Source organism: Deltaproteobacteria bacterium (assembly GCA_026129095.1).
GTDB lineage: Bacteria > JAGRBM01 > JAGRBM01 > JAGRBM01 > JAHCIT01 > JAHCIT01.
Genome location: JAHCIT010000006.1, coordinates 79,432 through 98,680 on the forward strand (window position 1 = coordinate 79,432; position 19,249 = coordinate 98,680).

Below are 19,249 nucleotides of genomic sequence, written 5' to 3' on the forward strand. Positions count from 1 at the left end.
CGAGCCCGAAACGGGGCCTATACTCGCGGCCGATGGAATTCATTCACCAGAACCTTTACTGGATCGTCCCGCTCGCACTCGCTCTCGGCTTTCTGGCGGCCGCCTTCATCTGGAAACGTCTTCCGCCGCCGGAAGTTTCCTCGCCCGGACAGGAGATTCCGCCGCCTGAACAGCCAGATGCGGAAACAGTTCCGGCTGTGCCCGCACCCGCCGCTCCTCCGGCCCTGCCGCCATCTCCAGCTACGGAACCCGAGCCTTCCGCGCCCGAGCGGGAAGAACCCGCAACACCGGATTACGACGGCGGGCTCAAGCGCACGCGCGGTATTTTCGCACGGCTCCGGTCCATACTCGCCGGACAGCCGGCCATCGGGCCATCCACCTGGGACGACCTCGAGGAACTGCTCATTACCGCGGACATCGGCGTCAAGACGACCGAGGCCCTGATCTCCCAGGTCCGGGCGAAGAAACCCAAGGACCCCGATGCTGTCCGGCAGGAACTTCGCGTCGCCATCCTGAAAATCCTGGAAACGGTGGAACATGCCGATCCGGTGCAAACCGGCCTGAAGCCACGCGTGGTGATGATCGCCGGCGTCAACGGTGTCGGGAAAACCACGACTATCGGCAAGATAGCGCACCACTACCGCAAGGCCGGTCTCAGCCTGATGCTCGGCGCGGCCGACACCTTCCGGGCGGCGGCCGTGGATCAGCTGGATGTCTGGTGCCAGCGCACCGGCGCGGAAATCGTCCGTGGCAGGGAGAATGCCGATCCGTCCGGCGTCGCCTACGAATCGGTCGAGCAGGCAAAAAAGCGGGGCATGGATGTGCTTATCGTTGACACTGCCGGGCGGCTGCACACGGCCACGAACCTGATGGAAGAGCTCAAGAAGGTGAAGCGGGTGATCGGCAAGGCGATGGAAGGCGCCCCTCACGAGGTCTGGCTGGTCGTGGACGGCACCACTGGACAGAACGCCATCAGCCAGGTCCGGGAGTTCCACCAGGCGCTTGCCCTCACCGGCCTGATCGTCACCAAACTCGATGGAACCTCCAAGGGCGGAGCGCTCATCTCGATCGTCAACGAGTTCAGGCTCCCGGTCCGCTATATCGGTGTCGGCGAGCGGCTCGCCGACCTGACGCCCTTCGATCCCGGCCGGTTCGTCAGTGAAATCTTCCGCGAGGGCGAATAACTCCCGGTTCCGTTGCCCGTCCCGGCGTCCGGGCGTATTCTTGAGGCCGCGATGCTCCGCTGGCTCTTTATTATCGGCATGTCACTGGTCGCCCTCGGCATGGGAGTGCTGCTGCTGGCGGCCTTTTCGCGGGCACTGCGCCGGGTGGTCCGGCGCCGCTACGAGACGTCCCTTCCCGACCGGATGGAGCAGTACGCCGCCGGTTGCGTTCGGGGAGCGCGGCTGTTCGAGCACCGGCTGGACTACAGCATCGAATCGCTCGACCTGATCGACAACGAGATCGAAACCCATTTTCACGATTCGCCCGATACCGAGCCGTTCGTGGCGGGCTACAGCTCCTACCTGGGGCTGGTACTGATCCGCAATCTCGGTGGCCGATGGGATCTGGACCCCCGTGCCGGCCCCGTGGTGATGGATGCCGGATGGGTGAAGGGCCTCCGGGTGCGGGTATTCGATGCGGTCCGGGCGAAGTTTGGCCAGCGTGCGGGATTCAGGCTGGCATCCCTCCCGGCACTGGTTTCCGAGCCGCCGGGCGAATGGCCGGGCGAAACCCCCGACTATGGAAGCCCCGACCTGTTCGTGCAGCATCTGGCCGGAGCCGATGCACAGACACTTCTGGGCGCCGTGCGGATCGAGGCAGAGCGGGCAGCACAGGCCCTTGGCCTTGATCTTGGCGGGCCGGTCCAGGCGATTCACGATGCCCTGAGGATGCAACTCGCCCGTCAGCGGTTCGTGGACCGGATGACCAAGGGCGCCTTGCTCCAGCTCTCCTGCCTGTGGGCTGAACTGGTACGCCGCATCTATCCCGGCTCCAGCTACCGGCTGGTGGATGTTCCCAGCGTGGGGAAGATACTGCTGCTCGACCGGGGTGTTTCAAAGGAAGGCCGGGCACCGTTCGTGGAAGTTCACTCCTACTGGTGGAATCCCGGCCGGTCGCTCGAGCTGTAAGGGAAATGGCTCACCAGAAACCGAAGGATAAGGATCCCCTCGACCGGCTGCTGTTCTGGCGGCGGCTCCGCCCGCGCCCCGATGCAAGCATGACCGAGGCCGAAGCCCGCATGGCCGGCGTAATCCCGCCCGATGGCTGGAAGCGGCCGGCCTATGCGTTTCCCGAACGGGCCATGTCCACGTTCGCGTGGGGACGGCTCGCGGCTTTTGTGGCCCGGTCCCGCCGCCGCAATGACAGCGGCAGCAGCGCGCCGGGACTCGAACGCTCCCGCGCCTTCTGCCGCGGGGCGCTCGAAGCCCTCGATATTGACCTGAAAGTGAGCGGCACCTCCCGGCTGCCGCCTACGGAAACCGGCATCCTGTTCATGTGGAACCAGACCAGCCACCTGGACCACCTGATCCTGGGAGCTGTCGTGGACCGGCCGGTAAGGAGTCTCTACAACGTCGAGCTGGCGAAAGTCCCCGTCTACGGTCCCTGGCTTCGCAAACAGGGGCACTACCTCGTGGACCGGTACAACGAGGAACAGTGGCGGGAGTCCATCTCCCGCGCCGCTACCGATGTGCGCGAGAAGGGGGTTTCCATCCTGATCTCCCCCGAAGGCACCCGGAGCTGGGACGGCAGGCTGCTCCCGATGAAACGCGGCGCTTTTATCCTCGCCATCGAATCGGGAGCGCCAATCGTGCCCATTATCATCCGGGGCGCACACCGCGCCCTTCCCCGGACGAGCGGCATCATCCGGCCGGGAACGATTGAGGTCGAGTTCGGCCCACTGGTCGATCCACGGCCCTTCACCCAGGAAACCCGATCCCGGCTCAAGGCCCAGGTGGCGGAAATTCTGCGGCGCGGAGAGCCCTGACGCCCACCGCCCGTGCTATACCCCTCCTGTGGCGCGCAAGCAGAAATCCGCCGGCAAGTCGGCCTGGGGCGATGATGTCACCCGCTACTTCTTCGACCTCGGCCCCGATGAAGTCCTGAAGGCCGTCGAAGACGCGGGCTATGAATGCACCGGACTCTGCTACGCGCTGAACAGCTACGAAAACCGTGTCTATGAAGTCGAAATCGAACCGGTCCGGAACGGCCCTCCGTCCACGCTCGCCCAGCCCAGGCGCCGGGTGGTGAAGTTCTACCGGCCGGGCCGCTGGACACCGGACCAGATACGGGAAGAACACCAGTTCATCGCCGATCTGGCGGGGTCTGAAGTCCCCGCTGTCAGTCCGGTTCCGTTCCCGGACGGCTCCACCCTGCGCGAAGTGCCCAGCGGCGGAATCTGGTACACGGTCTTTCCCAAGATCGGCGGCCGCATTCCCGACGAGCTGGACCGGCCCATGCTCCGGCGAGTGGGGAGGCTCCTTGGCCGGCTGCACATGGCCGGCGCCGCCCGGCCGGCCCGCCACCGGATACGGCTGACACCGGAAACCTACGGGCTGGCCAATCTGGAATTCCTGCTGTCGGGCGGCTGGTTCCCGGCCGAGCAGAGAGATTTCTTCGAACGGGTCATCCGGGAAATCTGCAGCATCGCCGACGGACTTTTCGACGGCGTTTCCATGATCCGTACCCACGGGGACTGTCACCGGGGGAACCTGCTGGTGAACGGCGAACAGATGTTCCTCGTGGATTTCGACGACATGGTGACCGCGCCGCCCGTGCAGGATTTGTGGCTGCTGCTTCCCGGCAGCGGCGAGGAAGTCCGGGACGATCTGGAAGAGATGCTTGAGGGCTATGACGAAATGAACCGTTTCGACCGCAGGACACTTCACCTTATCGAGCCGCTCCGGGCCCTCCGGATGATCCACTTCGCCGCCTGGATCGCCCGGAGATGGCAGGATCCGGTGTTTCCGCGCACGTTCGTCCAGTTCAACACGCCTCGCTACTGGAACGAACTGGCGAACGACCTCGCCGAGCAGCTCGCCCGGATCAAGGAAATCCCCTGACGCCGGGAACGATGCCCGGTCCTTCCGGTCATTTCAGCCTGCGGCAGAACTCGCCGAAACCCAGGAGCATCTGCTCGAACCGCTCGCGGATCGATTCGTCGGCGATCGCCGTTCCGTCTGCGCTCAGTTTCGACTCCACGGCCGGGAGCAGCACCCGCTTTCCGTAGATATGCGCTTCCCGGTACTGAAAGATCATTTCGAGCTGCTCGATGGGCCTGAGCGCGCCAAACCGCCCGGCAGCCACACCAATAAAGGCGGCCGGCTTCCCCACGAGACTGTCGGGGAACTTGAGAAGATCTATGAAATACTTGAGTGCGCCCGGAAACCCGCCGTTGTATTCGGGTGTCACGACGAGGATCCCATCCGTTTCCAGGATCATCTTCTGGAACGGCTGGAACTCCGCCGGCGGCTTGCCGTAATGCTCAGGAGAAAATATCCCGGCGGGAAGTTTTGCAAGATCCAGAAGCTGCGCGTCCACCTTGCTATCCCGGTAAAAGGCCATGCCGATACTGGCCACCTTCAGCGTGTTGGAGCCGGGCCGGTTCGTGCCGGAAAGGATCGTAATCATTGCCAACTCCCTTCAGGCCGCCCGCCGGGTGTCGATACCGCAGGTTCGCAGGAAATTGGCGATCAGCTTCTTCCCTTCCACGGTGAGTATCGACTCCGGATGAAACTGCACACCCTCGACCGGCAGCGACTTGTGCCGGAGCCCCATGATTTCGCCATCGTCAGTCCAGGCCGAGACCTCCAGAACCAGCGGAAGTGACGCCTTCTCCACGACGAGCGAATGGTAACGTGTCGCCTCAAACGGATTGGCAAGTCCGGCAAAGACGCCCTTCCCGTCGTGGTGGATCTGGCTGGTCTTGCCGTGCATGGGCAGCTTCGCCCGGATTACCTTCCCCCCGAACGCCTGCCCCATCGACTGGTGGCCGAGACATACGCCGAGGATGGGGAGTTTCCCCGGCAGTTTACCGAACACGTCCAGGCTGATGCCTGCTTCGTCCGGGGTGCAGGGACCGGGGCTCACGACGATCCCTTTGGGAGCGAGTTTCTCGATCTCCTCCACGGTAATCCGGTCGTTACGAACCACCTTCACCTCGGCGCCCAGTTCCGCCAGATACTGGTAAAGGTTATACGTGAACGAATCGTAGTTATCGATCAGCAGGATCATGGCTCAAACCCCTTTGCCGCCATTTCGAGGGCGCGCCGGAGCGCCGCGGCCTTGGCGACACATTCGTTGTGTTCCTTCTCAGGCACCGAGTCGGCCACGATGCCGGCGCCCGCCTGCCAGTAGACACGGCCATCCTGGAGAAAAAACGTCCGGATGGCGATGCAGAAGTCCATCTCCCCCGTCGGAGAGAAGTAGCCCACCGCACCGCCATACCAGCCGCGCCGGGACAGCTCCAGTTCATCGATGATCTCCATGGCCCGGATCTTCGGCGCACCCGACAGCGTCCCCGCCGGGAATGCGGCCTCCAGCACATCGAAGGCGTCCTTCGACGGATCGAGCCGGCCCGTCACGTTGGACACGATATGCATGACGTGGCTGTACCGCTCGATCACCATCAGGTCGGTGACCTTCACGGTGCCCGGCGCCGAGACCCGGCCCGCATCGTTGCGGCCCAGATCCACCAGCATGATGTGCTCGGCCCGCTCCTTGGGGTCGGCCAGCAGTTTCTCGGCGTTGGCGGCATCTTCTTCCGGCGTCTGGCCCCGCGGCAGCGTGCCCGCGATGGGCCGGACCGTCACCTCATCGCCGTCAAGTCGGACCAGTACTTCCGGCGAAGACCCCACGAGTGCGTAACCGTCAAACTCCATCAAAAACAGATAGGGAGAGGGATTGATGGACCGGAGCGCACGGTAGAGCTGGAAGGGATCCACCTCGATATCCGACGTGAACCGTTGCGACAGCACCACCTGGAAGATGTCTCCGGCAGCGATGTACTCCTTTGAGCGGCGGACGGCCTGCTCATATTGCGGCTGAGGTGTGTTTGACCTGACCGCCACCTCCCCGCCCGGAGCCTCCGGAAGTTCCGGCAGCGGCCCCTGGATGCGCGAAACCATCTCCATCAGCTCGCCGGCGGCATGGGCACGCGCCCGCTCCGGCGTCGGATGAAGGTCGAGATCGGCCACGGCAATGAGCGTCATCGTGCGGGCGAGGTTGTCGAACACCACGACACGATTGGTGAATATGAACTCGAAGTCGTAGCCGCCCAGTTCGTCCGGCAGGTTGTCCGGAAGCTGTTCAAAATACCGGACCGAATCGTATCCAGCGTATCCGACCGCGCCGCCGAAAAATTTGGGCAGCCCAGGCACGAGGGCCATCGGGTTTTCCTTCAGCATCGCCCGGATGACATGAAGCGGATTACCCTCGACCCGGATCTCCTCGGACTGCCCGTCCCTGACGATTTCCACCCGCCGGTCCTTGCAGCGGACAATCTCCCGCGCCCCGGTGCCAATGATCGAATAGCGGCCCCATCGCTCGCCGCCTTCGGCGCTCTCCAGCAGGAACGACGGCCGCCGGGAGGCCAGCTTACGATAGACCGACAGCGGGGTATCGAGGTCCGCCAGCAGTTGGCGGTAAAGCGGTATCCGCCGGTACTGGCCCGAGCGGACCAGTTCCTCAAAAGGGCCGATAGGGGGTTCTATATGGTTCATGTCAACCTGGTGCCGCACCGTGGCGGCTGTTCACAGTATACAGAAGCCAAGCCGGAAAACCGGGCCTGGAATTACGATATCGGAAAACAGACGCGTTGAAACTCAGGCCCGGACGGGCCACCAGCGGAAGGAACGGATGACGGCAGGTATTTCAGCCATTCTTTGGCAAGTCTAGGTGGTACCGGCCGATTTCGTCAATCAGCTTGCGAATCCCTGCGTGCGCCTCGGCAGAGCGGCCAGCGGCCAGATCGCTTTCGGCCTTGGCAGCCAGATCGCGGATCGCCTTCAGGTTTTCCCGCTCCCGGTCAATCACGTCATTCACAAGCAGCGACAGTTCGCCAAAATGGTCCCCCGGCCGGCCGCTGAACCGGGCGGTGAGATCCTTTTCCGTTACGCGCTTCAGCGTGTTCTTGAGACCGGTCACCGGACCGAAAATCCGGTGGCTGCCGATCACCGACATCAGCCCCACGAGAGCGAACGGCAGAAGAAGCCACGGCCACTTGTCGGCGTGATAGAAGAAAAACTGGTTCGTCGCCCGCTGGGCTTCCGACAGATGCCAGCCCGGGCCGGGCTTGTAGATGGGCAATAGCGCCCCCACGAAAAAGACGATGCAGTACAGCCAGGCACGGATCATGAACACGACCTGCTCGTACGGCTCGATAAACATGTGACGGCGCTTCACGAAAGTGCGCTCTTCGCTCACGTCCGGCATCCTCCCCCGATCAAACAGCTTGCTGACTTCTTATACCCGCCCGGAACCAAAGGGTAAACCGCCCCTCCCACTTGCCGTTTCTGGCGGATCGTCCATGCTTGGGCTGCTTCAGCCGGAACGGCGCGAAACTCGGGGCGAATACCGCCTGCGGGCCGCCCGGCTGGCAGATGGTCTGCCGCCCGGACCGTGCATGCAGGGCAGGGAGCCAGCAAGTGGCCGTACCAAGGTGCGGTGACTTCCCAGCGTTTCTCCCGTCCTCCCCCGAACCGGCCCCGCCGTTCGAGCAGCTTCCCCATTTCATCGTGAATCCCGGCCCTATTGCGCGCCTTATGTGTTTCCGCGCGGCGCCCGGAAGTTCCCAGCGGCCCCTATGCTTCCGGGCAGGTGGAGAGACCGGCATGTAGAACTGCTTTCCTGCGTCCACAGCGTTGCCGAAAATCCATTCCACCATTAGCCGCCCCGTCTTGAGCAGGACGGCCCAGCCAGGACGCCTGGAGCGTCCTGCACTACCAGCCAGGTTCAAAGAACCACATGATGCACCCACATACGGAGCTTCGCTTCATCAACGACCAGATCGGTTACGGCGTGTTCGCCACCCGCCGGCTTCCGCGCGGAACCATCACCTGGGCCCTGTGCGAACTGGACCGCATTTACCGGCCCGGTGAAACGCACTTCCTCCGGCCCTCAACACTGGCCATCCTGGACCGCTATGCCTATGCAGACCCCGATGCCAACACGATCCTCTGCTGGGATCACGCCCGGTACCTGAATCACCACTGTGAGCCGAATACACGGGGCCTCGGCCACGATCTCGACTTTGCCGTGCGCGATATCGAGGCCGGCGAGCAGATCACCTGCGAATACGGCGTGCTCAACATCGTCGATTCGATGGCCTGCCAGTGCGGCGCTGCCCGCTGCCGGGGCGCGGTTCACCATGATGACGTGATCCGTTACGGAGCCGAGTGGGATGCGATCGTACAGGAGGCTTTCCCGCTTGTCCCGAAGGTGGAACAGCCGCTCGTCCCCTTTATCCGCAACCGGCAGAGCGTTGAGGCGATGCTGGCAGGGCGCGAACCGGTTCCACCATTCCGGAGTGCCTACGTCCCGGCCGAACGCCTGGAGTTCGGCCAGATACCCGCTGGCGGGATGGTGCAGCCGGATACCCGGGTCAAGATCGAAGCTGCGGGGATGTGAGAGCGTACGCGGCAGGGTTTTCTAGTCGGCGGTTAGCAGCAGTTCCGTCGGCACGGTGACAGGTCCCGCGGGTACGGGGGCCGCGTCTGCCTGAGCATCCGGCGGGGCATCTGACACCTCGACCTCGCGGACAAAAACGCGGGTCGGGTCAATACCGCCGCCCTCGATCAGCCCCGCCTGAACCCTGCTGGCCCGTACCTGAGCCAGTTCCCGAAGGGCGGGCATATCGACAGTTTGGGCCGCAATGAGCCTGGCGCGGATCGCTTCCGTCACCAGCGCCAAACCGTCCGCGGAGCTTTCCTTCGGAAAGTCCGGAGAAGCGCGTTCTGCCTTCAGCCGGTCATACACCTGCCGCGGACTTTCACGGAAGGTTTCCTGGTAAGCTTTCCGGAGCAGCCGGGCCTCATCGGTTTCCGTCAGGATGATCGCATTGGGGTCGGGCACGACACCTCCCCGGCCCTTGATCTCGTCCGCACGGTCAGCCCGGAGCCGGCCCAGCAGCTTCTGCTCCTTGAGCGGCCCGGTATCGTCACGGACGCTGGCCCTCCCCTTCACCTCGATCCGGAGCACCGGCCGCGCATCTAGCAGTTTGGCAATGGAAGGGAACTTGCCTTGCTCCTCCGGCGAAATATCAAGACGGCCCGCCGGGAAATCCACATGACCAAGCTGGTCTCCGCCGGCGCCAACAATAAGGCTGGCGAGCGCAGTGAACGGAGCCGAGGCCACTTTCTCCAATAGCGTCTTGAGAGCGGCCCAGATCACCCGGCCGTACCGGAAATCCGGATCGTCGAGATCTCCCCGCACCGGCAGGTCAATGTTGATTTTCCCCTCCCGGTCCTTGAGGATCGCCACCGCGAGCTTTACCGGCAATGATGTGGCATCGGGGCTGTTGGTCTTTTCGCCGAAGGTGAACTGGTCGATCATCACCTTGTTTTCACCCACCAGCTTCCGCTGGTTGAGGCGGTAGCGGAGATCAAGATATATCTTCCCCTTGTCGATCAGGTACCCGGCATACTTGGACGAGTAAGGCGTGAACGACGAAACCTCGATACCTTGGAAACTGAGCGTGACATCGGTGTAGGCGTTGCTGCTGAGGGGGTTGATCTGCCCGGAAATCAGCACTGGCGCGTAGCGGTCCACCTTTCCCCGGATATCCACATTCGCGCGGCCGGTGTTGCTGGACGACAGCCCCTTGATCGCCCCGTTGAGCGCATAAATCCCGGCCGTAAAGCCGGGTTCCAGCGAGTAGTCCGAAAAATTCGCCGAGCCATCCACGAACCTTACTGTCCGGATGGACGCCTTCACCGGAGGCTGAGCCGGCCCCACCTTCGTGCTGGCTGGCGCGGCCGGAGAAGCATCAGCTTCCTTCACGATTCCCGTCAGATTGGTTGTCTGGTCTTTCCGGATGACCACCCGGCTGTACAGCTTTTCCCATACGATCTCGTCAATCTTCACCGACAGGGGTTCGGTTGCGACATCCATGCCGTTGAACCGAAGCGCGTCCCATCGGACGAGATCCTCCTGCGCCCGGGTATCCACGGCCCGCAGTCCCGCCACAGATACCGTCCCCGCATATTGCGCCGATGTCTTGCCGCCCTTTTCGGCGGCGAGCGCCGCGAGTTTCACCTGCCCTGAAGCGTTCAGCAGCCCCGCCTTCAACTGGAGATTCAGATGCGGGTCGAGATACGGCTGGAGTGGCGGCAGCGGAAAACCGGCGAGACTGATCTCCTGAGAGACCGACAGGGGTTTCAGGCCCACGTTCCCACGGGTTTCAAACGACCCGGTTTCTCCGGTTTTCAGCGACAGGGAAAGCCCGAACTCTTTCTCCAGCGGAAACCCGACTCCATCCATTTGCAATTTAATGGAGTTGAACCCGATCGTCGCGGGAACCGGTGTCGTCCGGTCTTCAAAAGCAATGGCATAGTCATCCAGACGGAGTGCATCGAGTGTAACCTTCCAGGTTTTTCCGGATGGCGCATCCTTCGCCGCCGGCGGGGGCGATGCCTCATCCGACGGCTTGGTCCCATCGTCCACCGGAGCGAACATCCGGGTGAGATTGATTCCGCCGCCCGGTTCGCGGATAACACTGATTCTGGCGCTGCCGGATTCGATTACCGGGATCCGGATGGTCCGGGCATCAAGCATCAGGTCCATGTTTCGGACCTGAAAGTCCGGAACCTCGATAACCGGCGCTTCCGTTCCCTTTTCACTGATAATGAGACCAGTGACGCCAATTCCAGCGCCCGTCAGGCGTAGACCGCGGCTTCGGTCCCATCCGTAATTCGAGCTGACCGTAAGATTTCCTGACCGGACCTCAAATCCCGTCTGGTCCCGCATATATTCCCACAAGGGGCGCAACTGGATACCACCAAGCGTAAACCGTCCCTCGGAACCCAACGGGTCCAGATGGAAAGAACCCTCCCAGTCGATCTTCTCGCCCCGTGTGGTTTCCGCTGAAAACGAATAGAGGCTGCCTTCCCGGGGGCGGGTGCTGAACTCCCGGACGGTGAACTGGACGGGACCGAACTCGGCCGTAGCGTCGCGGCCATGCGACTGGTCGCGGAAAATGAACTTGCCGTCCTGGATATCAAGAAGCTGGACCCGCACCGCCGGCAGGTTCTGTTTCTCACCCGTACTCTCCACTGCCGGCTTTTCGGCACCGTCTTGATCGAGCAGATCAGAAAAATTGTATTTCCCGTCGGCGAGCACATGTGCGCGGCCATAGGGAGAAACCAGCCTGATCTCCCGGAACGTATACGCCCGGTAAAAAAGGGACGACAGCTCGAAATCCACGAAAAACTGGCCGAACGAAGCGAATGTCTCCCCGTCCGGATCCTTGAGGTCGAAGCCGTTGATGGTCAGGGCCAGCAGCAGCGGGTTGAACTTCACCTGCTGGACAGTGGCCTCGCGGCGGGTCTGTTCGCGGAGCGTGCCGATGATCTGCCCCTTGATGATCCCCGGCAGCACGAAAAAGCCGGTCAGCAGATAAACCGCTGCCATGATTCCGGCAGCAATGCCGGCCTTACGGACACGTGGGGTTTTCAGAAAGACCGGAATATCCGTCACAGAGAAGCGTTCCTGTCGGCCCGGAAACTCATATGACCATGTTTCAAGGGCTCCAGAGACCTAGCTGTTCGTTTTGACCCGGCGCAACACGAGCCCGAAACCCGCCCCCCTACCGGAATGGGGGCAATACTTCCATGGTGCCCCCGGACGGAATCGAACCGTCACGGCCGTGAAGCCAGCGGTTTTTGAGGGTGACGCCTGGCCTGGTAACAAAGACGATAACGGGGAAGAAGAGGAATGATTGCGGCGGATAGTGCGGGATCGTTCTGCCAGTGGATGCCGATGAAAACCGGTACTTTCAGCTGGTCTGGGCACAAGTTGGGCACATCGAAACAGGCAGGGCCAGATCGCTGGTCTCCGCGCAAAAAGAACCGCTTTACCTCGCCAAGTATATTGAACGGATGGGCACCGGCACCGGAGACATGATTCGGCGTTGCCGGGAGGCCGGATTCCCCGAACCGGAATTCACCATCCGGGACGGGTTCGTGACGATCATTCGGCGCAGGACCGGACAAGTCACCGGACAAGTTGATCCATGGGTGGAAAGGGTTCTCGAAGCCTGTGCAGTGAAGTCGCTTTCGAGCAAACAGATACAGGAAATCAGCGGCATCAGGCACCGGGAGTCGTTCCAGCGGAACTACCTGGACCACCTGCTGAACGAAGGCTGGCTCGAACGTACCATTCCCGATAAACCCAACAGCTCGCGGCAGCAATACCGCCTGACAGGAAAAGGGTCCGCTCTGCTGGCAATGTTGCGGGAGAAAAACCGGAGAGAGTGATTGTTTCCTCCACGCGATGATGATGACGATGGCGATGCTGATGAGCAAGCTCGTGGCGTGGGTTCGGCCTCGAACGAGCATGTGTGAGCATTCCTTTTCTAGCAGATCAAGAAAATACCCATAGCATCGTTCCGCCAGTATCCGGGGCTCTGGCTGCAAGTTGGCTGCATGATTCTGTGTGATGGCTGGCTCTGGCGTGTCCGGAGTTATATAGAATTCGGATGACCGGCGGTTTTCTCCATCCGGCGGACCTCAAACGCCACCTGCTCAACCCCGACAAGTTCGTGCGGGAATGGGCCTCGATTTATTTCGGCAGTGCATTGATCCAAGACACCGACCTGCCTGTTCTCATCATGGAGGCAGTCGAAAGATACGGCGAACTCAACAGTTTCTTCAGCTTGGCCAAACTGGATGTGTTCCCTCAGACGGAACGGTCGGTTTCCATGATCCTCTCGCGGCTGGAAAAGGTCCGCCGGCAGGAAACCGCCGAATGCCTGAACCGGGCGCTCGCACTGATGCCGCTCGATCTCGTGCCGGTCTTCGAGAGCCGCATGAAAGCCGTCCCTGCCCTGCATCCAATGACTCATGAAAGGATCGCACGGCGGCGGGAATACAGATCCCGCAGGCCGCCGGAACTTTTCGACGAGCTTCTGTCGGTCTCGCTGAAATACGAAGGGAAACCCGTCCCGCCCCCCGAATTTGCCAGAACCGACGATCTGATTGAAGCGATTGCCGCCCAGGACTGGCCGCCGTCCGGGAAACTGGTCGAGATGCTCCGGGAGCCGGATTACCAGGGGAGATGGGCCGAATACTTCATTGTGAAACTCTGCGGAACAGTCAGGAGCGAGCTGGCGGTGCCGCTCATCGTCGCGCAGCTGGCGTCAGATGATGATTTCCTTCCGGATGCCGCGCAGGAGAGCCTGTACCGGATTGGGTATCCCGGAACTCCCGGCCTCATCCGGTCCCTCTGGCATAAACTTCCGGATGAACTCTCCCGTATGATGTCCGCATACACTTTCGCCGGTTTCAAATCGCCCGCCTCGGCGGCAGCGGTCCTTGAACTGCTGGAACTGGAGGATGACCCCAGCCTGAGAACCATTCTGCTCGACTCGCTCGCCTATCTCGGTTCGGACAGGGCGGTGGCTATCGGTTGCGAGGAACTGGATGACCTTGACGAAGCCGTTACCGGAGACCTCATCCTGGCACTCTATGGAGCCGCAAAAATCCGCGGACTTGAAGTTCCCGAAGCGGCTGCATGGAAGAACGAACTGGAAGAGAACAACCGTCGCTTCAACAAGGAGGTGTTCGGCGTCGGCCCCGGTTCAGACCGGCCCCTGAGAAAACTGCCATTTTAGCGAAACCACAACGGCCGTTGTCTAATCAATATGGTATACAATTTAGATACGACATTTATAATTTGAGGTATAGCAATACTTTTATCTTGACTCTTCCGTACCCATGCATATACTTGTGGCTATGGAAGCGTCACAACCCACCCATTTTCACCTCCAAAAAACGGCTAAAATGGCCGTTTGGCGGTCTTTGGGCGAGGTTGCCGAGATCATCGCCGGTCACCCGCTCTACCGGTTCGAGGGCGACACAGGACCTGCGATCCCGATTATCAATATCCGCGACCTGGAACACGCCGCCGATCTGACTCACTTCCTGGAAACGGCCGCCATCTCCGATCCGGCCAGATTCGGGCGTGCCCGGATTCTTCCCGACGATGTGATTGTGACGGCGAGAGGGACGCAGCTCCGGTCGGTTCTGGCCCCGGCCCGCTGGCAGGGCGCGGTCGCCTCATCGAACCTCATGCTCATCCGGCCGAAGCCGGAGATACTACTCCCGGAACTGCTGTCGGTATTTCTCCAGTCGCCCGCCGGGGTGAAAGCGTTCGAGCAGCGCCGGACCGGCACTCAGTTACTCAAGCTCACCCTTCGGGATCTGGCCGAAATCGAAGTGCCGGTGCCGCCGCTTTCCGAACAGCGCCAGCTCGCGGACCTGCTCCGCTCTGCCCAGGACTATTACGTCAACGCCCGCTACGCCGCCGAGATGCGTCTGATGGCGGCGCGCCAGATCGTGTCGGAACGGATTCTGCCCCCGCGCAAGCCCGCCACTGGAGACCCTGAATGAAAACCACCAGCACCAGCCAGCTCTTCGGCCACATCTGGAAAGCCGCCGACATCTTGCGCGGCTCCATCGACTCGTCCGACTACAAGGGGTTCATCTTCGCGATGATGTTCCTCAAGCGCGCCAACGACGTGTTCGAGGAAGAGGCCGAGAAAATTTTGAAGGAAACCGGCGACCGCAAGCTCGCCTACGAAGACGAGGACGAGCACCCGATCTTCGTGCCCAAGCGTGCGCGGTGGGAGGAACTCCGCAAGAAATCCACCCAGCTGGGCGACACCCTCAACAAGGCTTGCGAAGCGCTGGAACACTCCAATTCGACGCTTGAAGGCGTCCTTGCCGGCATCGACTTCAACGACGAGCACCGGCTGGGCGACGCCAAGCAGCGCGACATGCTGCTGGCGAAACTGATCCTTCATTTCTCGGAGATCAGCCTGCGGAACGCCGATCTGCCGGAGCCCGACGCGCTCGGCCGGGTCTATGAATACCTGATCGAGAAGTTCGCCGACGACGCCGGCAAGAAGGGCGGCGAGTTCTACACCCCGCGCGGCGTCGTCCAGCTTCTGGCGGAACTGCTCGAACCGAAAGAAGGGATGCGGATCTGCGACCCCACCTGCGGATCGGGCGGCATGCTGATCGAATGCGCGCACAAGATCGAGAATGACGGCGGCAACCCGCGCAACCTCTCCCTGTTCGGGCAGGAGAAGAACCTGGGCACCTGGGCCATCGCCAAGATGAACCTGCTCCTTCACGGGCTGCCGGACGCGCAGGTCGCCAAGGGGGACACGATCCGCGATCCCAAGTTCCTGGAAAAGGGCGAACTGATGCTGTTCGACCGGGTGATTGCCAATCCGCCGTTCAGCCTGGACGAATGGGGCCGCGATGCGGCCGAGGCCGACCGGTTCGGGCGCTTCAGGTTCGGCGTTCCGCCCGCCAGCAAGGGCGACCTAGCGTTCCTCCAGCACATGGTTGCGACGCTCAATGCCAAGGGCATGCTCGGCGTCGTCATGCCGCACGGCGTGCTGTTCCGGGGCGGTGCCGAAGGGAAGATCCGCGAAGGTCTCCTGAAGGAAGACCTGTTCGAGGCGGTGATCGGCCTGCCGGTGAACCTGTTCTACGGAACCGGGATTCCGGCGGCGATCCTGGTGCTGCGCCGGTCCGGAGCGAAACCGCCCGCCCGGCGCGGCAAGGTGCTGTTTATCAACGCACCGGACGGATTCGAGAGCGCCCCGAACCAGAACAAGCTCCGGCCGCAGGATATCGAGCGGATCGCCAGGGCGTTCAAGGCCTTCAGGGACGAGGAGAACTTCGCCCGCGTCGTGCCGCTGAAAGAGATCGAGGACAACGGCTTCAACCTGAACATCTCCCGCTACGTGGAGATGGGCGGTGAAGATGCGATCCCCGACGTCCGCGAGGCGCTGAAAGCGCTCCGCGTCGCGGAAGCAAAGCGCGATGAGGCCGAGAAGCGCATGAACAGGATGCTCAGGGAACTCGGGTTCGAGTGAGCAGGGAGATGCAGGAATTCGCCATGTCGCGGCTTTGGGACCAACCGGGAGTGCCCCACAGGGGATGGAGGTGTATCGATGTCGTCGATAACCGGCCGGGTGACGTTGAGCCGGGCGAGGATGTCACCGAGGGCTATCCCACCTGCGAGATGTGCGGCCAGGAGCGGATACGGTTCGTGCATCTGATGGAGCATCCCGATTTCCCGCAGCAACTGGACGTCGGCTGTGTCTGTGCGGAAAAGATGGAGGGCGACTACACCGGCCCGCGCCGGCGTGAGGCGACGCTCAAGAGCAAGGCCGCCCGCCGCGACAAATGGCTCACCCGGCGGTGGAACGAATCGGCGAAAGGGAACCCCTTCCTTCGCATTGAGGGCTTTGTCCTGACCGTATTCCGGGATTCCCGCCGTCCCGGGCACTGGAAATGCAGCATTAAGGAACCCGGTGCCGAAGACCCGATCTTCGGCACCCAGTCCCATCCGTCCGAGGACGCCGCCAAGCTCGCCCTGTTCGAAAAGTTCTGGCACCTCCGGCAAAAAGGGACCGTCCAGTGACCAAGCCCCTTCCCAAAGGCTGGCGCCGCGTGCGGCTGGGCGAGTTTCTATCGCCGAGCAAGCTGCGCTTCGTTGTGCGCGACGACGTTACGTACACTCAAGTGACCGTAAGGATTCGCCATAAAGGCATCGTGGCAAGAGGTTACGAACAAGGTTCAAACATCAAGACGAAAAACCAGAATCAAATCAAAGCAGGGCAGTTTCTTATATCCAAGATCGACGCGCGTAACGGGGCCTGTGGTATTGTCCCACCAGAGCTTGATGATGCAGTAACGACTCACGACTTTCTTGCGTACGACGTCAATCCTGAAATTGTCGATCCGGGATTTTGGGACATCTATTCGTCGCTACCTTCGTTTGTCGAACTCTGTGCTTTGGCGAGTGAAGGGACAACGAATCGCGTTCGCCTGCGCCCCGATGAATTCCTGGACATGGAGATAGTGCTCCCTCCTCTCCCCGAGCAAAAACGGATCGCCGCCACCCTCCAGTCCGTCGACGCCGCCATCCGGGCCAACGAAGAGGTCATCGAAAAGACCCGCGACCTGAAAAAATCGCTCGCCAACGAGCTGCTGACCCGCGGTATCCCCGGCCGGCATAAGCGGTTCAAGGATTCCCCCATCGGCAAGATACCGGTGGACTGGGAGGTGAAGCGGCTGGGGGGCCTTCTTCTCCGGATCGAAGCAGGCAAAAGCCCCAAGTGTGAAGACCGTCCCGCCTCTCCAGAGGAATGGGGCGTGCTGAAAGTGAGCGCGGTAAGCTGGGGCACTTTTCATGCCCATGAGAATAAAGCGTTACTACCGTCGACATTGCCGTTCCCAGATTCTGAAGTTCAGGAGGGCGATCTTCTTCTTAGCAGAGCGAACACGCCGGATCTCGTTGGCCGTTGCGTAATCGTCGGGAAGGTGCGTCGACGCCTCCTGCTGTCTGACAAGACCCTTCGTCTTGTTCCCAATGATCGCCTCACCAGTAAACAGTTTCTAAATATCGCGTTGAATTCTCCCGATGCCAGAATACAGATTTCGTTAAATGCCACAGGCTCGTCACGCTCCATGAAGAATATTTCCCAAGAGACGCTACGGGATGTCGTCCTCCCTATACCGCCCATTGACGAACAGCGCCAGATCACTGAAGCGCTCGACACTACCGATCCGCGAGATATCGAAGCGAAAACTGCCGTCCAGGAATATCGGAAAGTCGGTGCTTTACTACGGAGTTCTCTATTAGCGGGGATAAGTGTATGAACTCACTCATTACAGACGCCGTCCGCGAGCGCCGCGTCCTGACCTTCACCTATGATGGTTTTGAACGGCAGGTCGAGCCCTATACCTATGGAAAGCTGACGACCGGATATGAAGGGTTGCGGGCGTTCCAGACCGGCGGCGGTTCGCGCTCCGGCAACCAGCCCATGTGGCGGCTGTTCCACGTCAACAGGATTCGCGGCCTCGCCCTGACCGAGGACCGGTTCACCAACCCAAGACCCGACTACAACCCCCAGGATTCCGACTTCCGGACCATCTGGGCGGGGGTGTGAGCGATGGCCAAGGGAATAAATACTACGGGTGTACGGCTCCTTGATTACAAGGAAGTCCTGTCGTCACTCCCTGAAAAGAAGAAGCGCCACCTTCTCCTTGGGAACGGCTTCAGCCGCGCACTGCGCAACGACATTTTCTCTTACGATGCGTTGTTTGACCAGGCGGATTTCACGTCAATTGATCCCAGAATCAAGGATCTCTTCGGATCCCTTGGCACCACCGATTTTGAAACTGTTATGCGCGTGCTTAGAGATGCATCGAACCTGATCAACGTATACTTGCCCAAAGATAAGTTGCTTGCGAATACCCTCATCGAACATTCCAATGCCTTAAAAGGCCTCTTGGCCAAAACTATTTCCGACAACCACCCCGCTCATCCAAACGAAATCAAGGAAGAGCAGTATCAGCATTGCCGCATTTTTCTGAATTCGTTCAAAGATGTTTATACGCTGAACTATGACCTTCTGCTTTATTGGACCCTCATGCACGAAGAGCTGGGAGATTCGCTTTCCAATGATGACGGCTTCCGTACGCCAGATTCAGGTGAGCAGGAGTATGTCACCTGGGAAGTCGAGAATTCTAACAAGCAGACGGTTTTCTATCTCCATGGCGCGCTCCACTTGTTTGATGCTGGCGCTGAGCTCCAGAAATACACTTGGAAGAACACGCAGGTACGATTGATCAAGCAGATTCAAAACGCCCTCGAAGAAGACCGCTATCCACTAATCGTTGCTGAAGGAACCGCCGATGGAAAACGACGCCAGATCAAGCATAGCGGCTATTTAACGAGGGGTTTCCGCAGTCTTTCCAATATTGGCGAGACCATGATTATGTTTGGTGTTTCGTGTTCCAAACAGGATGAGCACATCCTCAAAGCGATAGAAAAGGGAAGTGGCAATGGCATCACCGATATATACGTAAGCATTTTCGGCGATCCCGATAGTGACGCCAATAAACGCATTATCCGCCGCGCCAAACAGATGGGAATCGCTCGGCCCAAATACCGAAAAGCATTGACCGTCTCCTTCTTTGACGCGTCAACCGCAAAGGTCTGGGGCTAA

At 60.8% G+C, this 19,249-nt stretch carries 18 protein-coding genes; 13 read left to right on the forward strand and 5 right to left on the reverse strand.

Features of this window, described 5'->3' with window-relative positions; all coding sequences use genetic code 11:
- Positions 1-32: 32 nt before the first annotated feature.
- From ftsY to KIT79_09950, 4 genes are read left to right on the forward strand one after another with little or no spacing between them, the layout of a single operon-like run.
- Positions 33-1,184, forward strand: a complete 1,152-nt coding sequence (gene ftsY, locus KIT79_09935; GenBank protein ID MCW5829620.1) for a signal recognition particle-docking protein FtsY — start codon at positions 33-35, stop codon at positions 1,182-1,184.
- A 51-nt stretch (positions 1,185-1,235) separates the two neighbouring features.
- On the forward strand, positions 1,236-2,132 hold the full coding sequence (locus tag KIT79_09940; protein MCW5829621.1) for a hypothetical protein: 897 nt from the start codon (positions 1,236-1,238) through the stop codon (positions 2,130-2,132).
- 5 nt (positions 2,133-2,137) lie between these two features.
- A complete protein-coding gene (locus KIT79_09945; protein MCW5829622.1) occupies positions 2,138-2,989 on the forward strand; it encodes a 1-acyl-sn-glycerol-3-phosphate acyltransferase in 852 nt (283 codons plus the stop codon).
- 28 nt (positions 2,990-3,017) lie between these two features.
- Complete coding sequence (locus KIT79_09950; protein MCW5829623.1) at positions 3,018-4,064, forward strand: serine/threonine protein kinase; 1,047 nt, start codon at positions 3,018-3,020, stop codon at positions 4,062-4,064.
- A gap of 28 nt (positions 4,065-4,092) precedes the next feature.
- Here KIT79_09950 and KIT79_09955 read toward each other — a convergent pair whose 3' ends face one another.
- The 4 genes from KIT79_09955 to KIT79_09970 all read right to left on the reverse strand — a co-directional run bounded on the left by KIT79_09955 (position 4,093) and on the right by KIT79_09970 (position 7,425).
- Positions 4,093-4,632, reverse strand: a complete 540-nt coding sequence (locus KIT79_09955) for an NAD(P)H-dependent oxidoreductase (protein ID MCW5829624.1) — start codon at positions 4,630-4,632, stop codon at positions 4,093-4,095.
- Positions 4,633-4,644: 12 nt separating this feature from the next.
- Positions 4,645-5,235: an aminodeoxychorismate/anthranilate synthase component II gene (locus KIT79_09960; GenBank protein ID MCW5829625.1), complete on the reverse strand. Its 591-nt coding sequence runs from the start codon at positions 5,233-5,235 to the stop codon at positions 4,645-4,647.
- Positions 5,232-6,722: an anthranilate synthase component I gene (gene trpE / locus KIT79_09965; protein ID MCW5829626.1), complete on the reverse strand. Its 1,491-nt coding sequence runs from the start codon at positions 6,720-6,722 to the stop codon at positions 5,232-5,234. The genes KIT79_09960 and trpE overlap by 4 nt, the downstream gene beginning before the upstream one ends.
- 151 nt (positions 6,723-6,873) lie before the next feature.
- A complete protein-coding gene (locus KIT79_09970) occupies positions 6,874-7,425 on the reverse strand; it encodes a methyl-accepting chemotaxis protein (GenBank protein ID MCW5829627.1) in 552 nt (183 codons plus the stop codon).
- Between the two features lie 543 nt (positions 7,426-7,968).
- Between KIT79_09970 and KIT79_09975 the strand changes: the two genes are divergently transcribed.
- Positions 7,969-8,628: an SET domain-containing protein gene (locus KIT79_09975; GenBank protein ID MCW5829628.1), complete on the forward strand. Its 660-nt coding sequence runs from the start codon at positions 7,969-7,971 to the stop codon at positions 8,626-8,628.
- Positions 8,629-8,649: 21 nt separating this feature from the next.
- Here the strand turns inward: KIT79_09975 and KIT79_09980 are convergent, their stop codons facing one another.
- Positions 8,650-11,694 (reverse strand): DUF748 domain-containing protein, encoded by a 3,045-nt coding sequence (locus KIT79_09980; GenBank protein MCW5829629.1) that lies wholly within the window; start codon positions 11,692-11,694, stop codon positions 8,650-8,652.
- A 272-nt stretch (positions 11,695-11,966) separates the two neighbouring features.
- On the opposite strand from KIT79_09980, the gene KIT79_09985 reads away from it, so the two are divergent.
- The 8 genes from KIT79_09985 (at position 11,967) to KIT79_10020 (ending at position 19,249) form a co-directional block, all read left to right on the forward strand.
- On the forward strand, positions 11,967-12,473 hold the full coding sequence (locus KIT79_09985) for a hypothetical protein (protein ID MCW5829630.1): 507 nt from the start codon (positions 11,967-11,969) through the stop codon (positions 12,471-12,473).
- 221 nt (positions 12,474-12,694) lie between these two features.
- Positions 12,695-13,828 (forward strand): hypothetical protein, encoded by a 1,134-nt coding sequence (locus KIT79_09990; protein ID MCW5829631.1) that lies wholly within the window; start codon positions 12,695-12,697, stop codon positions 13,826-13,828.
- Positions 13,829-14,015: 187 nt separating this feature from the next.
- Positions 14,016-14,606 (forward strand): restriction endonuclease subunit S, encoded by a 591-nt coding sequence (locus tag KIT79_09995; GenBank protein MCW5829632.1) that lies wholly within the window; start codon positions 14,016-14,018, stop codon positions 14,604-14,606.
- A complete protein-coding gene (locus KIT79_10000; GenBank protein MCW5829633.1) occupies positions 14,603-16,105 on the forward strand; it encodes an SAM-dependent DNA methyltransferase in 1,503 nt (500 codons plus the stop codon). Before KIT79_09995 ends, KIT79_10000 begins: the two co-directional genes overlap by 4 nt.
- A 23-nt stretch (positions 16,106-16,128) precedes the next feature.
- Positions 16,129-16,656 (forward strand): hypothetical protein, encoded by a 528-nt coding sequence (locus KIT79_10005; GenBank protein MCW5829634.1) that lies wholly within the window; start codon positions 16,129-16,131, stop codon positions 16,654-16,656.
- On the forward strand, positions 16,653-17,897 hold the full coding sequence (locus KIT79_10010) for a restriction endonuclease subunit S (GenBank protein ID MCW5829635.1): 1,245 nt from the start codon (positions 16,653-16,655) through the stop codon (positions 17,895-17,897). Before KIT79_10005 ends, KIT79_10010 begins: the two co-directional genes overlap by 4 nt.
- Positions 17,894-18,187 carry a WYL domain-containing protein gene (locus KIT79_10015; protein MCW5829636.1) on the forward strand — a complete coding sequence of 98 codons (294 nt, stop codon included), beginning with the start codon at positions 17,894-17,896 and terminating at the stop codon, positions 18,185-18,187. Before KIT79_10010 ends, KIT79_10015 begins: the two co-directional genes overlap by 4 nt.
- A gap of 3 nt (positions 18,188-18,190) precedes the next feature.
- Positions 18,191-19,249, forward strand: a complete 1,059-nt coding sequence (locus KIT79_10020) for a DUF4917 family protein (GenBank protein MCW5829637.1) — start codon at positions 18,191-18,193, stop codon at positions 19,247-19,249.

Bases quoted from the DNA above. Each gene is read 5' to 3' on its own strand.
- ftsY (MCW5829620.1), top strand. From the start codon at position 33: ATGGAATTCATTCACCAGAACCTTTACTGGATCGTCCCGCTCGCACTC.
- KIT79_09940 (MCW5829621.1), top strand. From the start codon at position 1,236: ATGCTCCGCTGGCTCTTTATTATCGGCATGTCACTGGTCGCCCTCGGC.
- KIT79_09945 (MCW5829622.1), top strand. From the start codon at position 2,138: ATGGCTCACCAGAAACCGAAGGATAAGGATCCCCTCGACCGGCTGCTG.
- KIT79_09955 (MCW5829624.1), bottom strand. From the start codon at position 4,632: ATGATTACGATCCTTTCCGGCACGAACCGGCCCGGCTCCAACACGCTG.
- KIT79_09960 (MCW5829625.1), bottom strand. From the start codon at position 5,235: ATGATCCTGCTGATCGATAACTACGATTCGTTCACGTATAACCTTTAC.
- trpE (MCW5829626.1), bottom strand. From the start codon at position 6,722: ATGAACCATATAGAACCCCCTATCGGCCCTTTTGAGGAACTGGTCCGC.
- KIT79_09975 (MCW5829628.1), top strand. From the start codon at position 7,969: ATGCACCCACATACGGAGCTTCGCTTCATCAACGACCAGATCGGTTAC.
- KIT79_09990 (MCW5829631.1), top strand. From the start codon at position 12,695: ATGACCGGCGGTTTTCTCCATCCGGCGGACCTCAAACGCCACCTGCTC.
- KIT79_10000 (MCW5829633.1), top strand. From the start codon at position 14,603: ATGAAAACCACCAGCACCAGCCAGCTCTTCGGCCACATCTGGAAAGCC.
- KIT79_10005 (MCW5829634.1), top strand. From the start codon at position 16,129: ATGTCGCGGCTTTGGGACCAACCGGGAGTGCCCCACAGGGGATGGAGG.
- KIT79_10015 (MCW5829636.1), top strand. From the start codon at position 17,894: ATGAACTCACTCATTACAGACGCCGTCCGCGAGCGCCGCGTCCTGACC.
- KIT79_10020 (MCW5829637.1), top strand. From the start codon at position 18,191: ATGGCCAAGGGAATAAATACTACGGGTGTACGGCTCCTTGATTACAAG.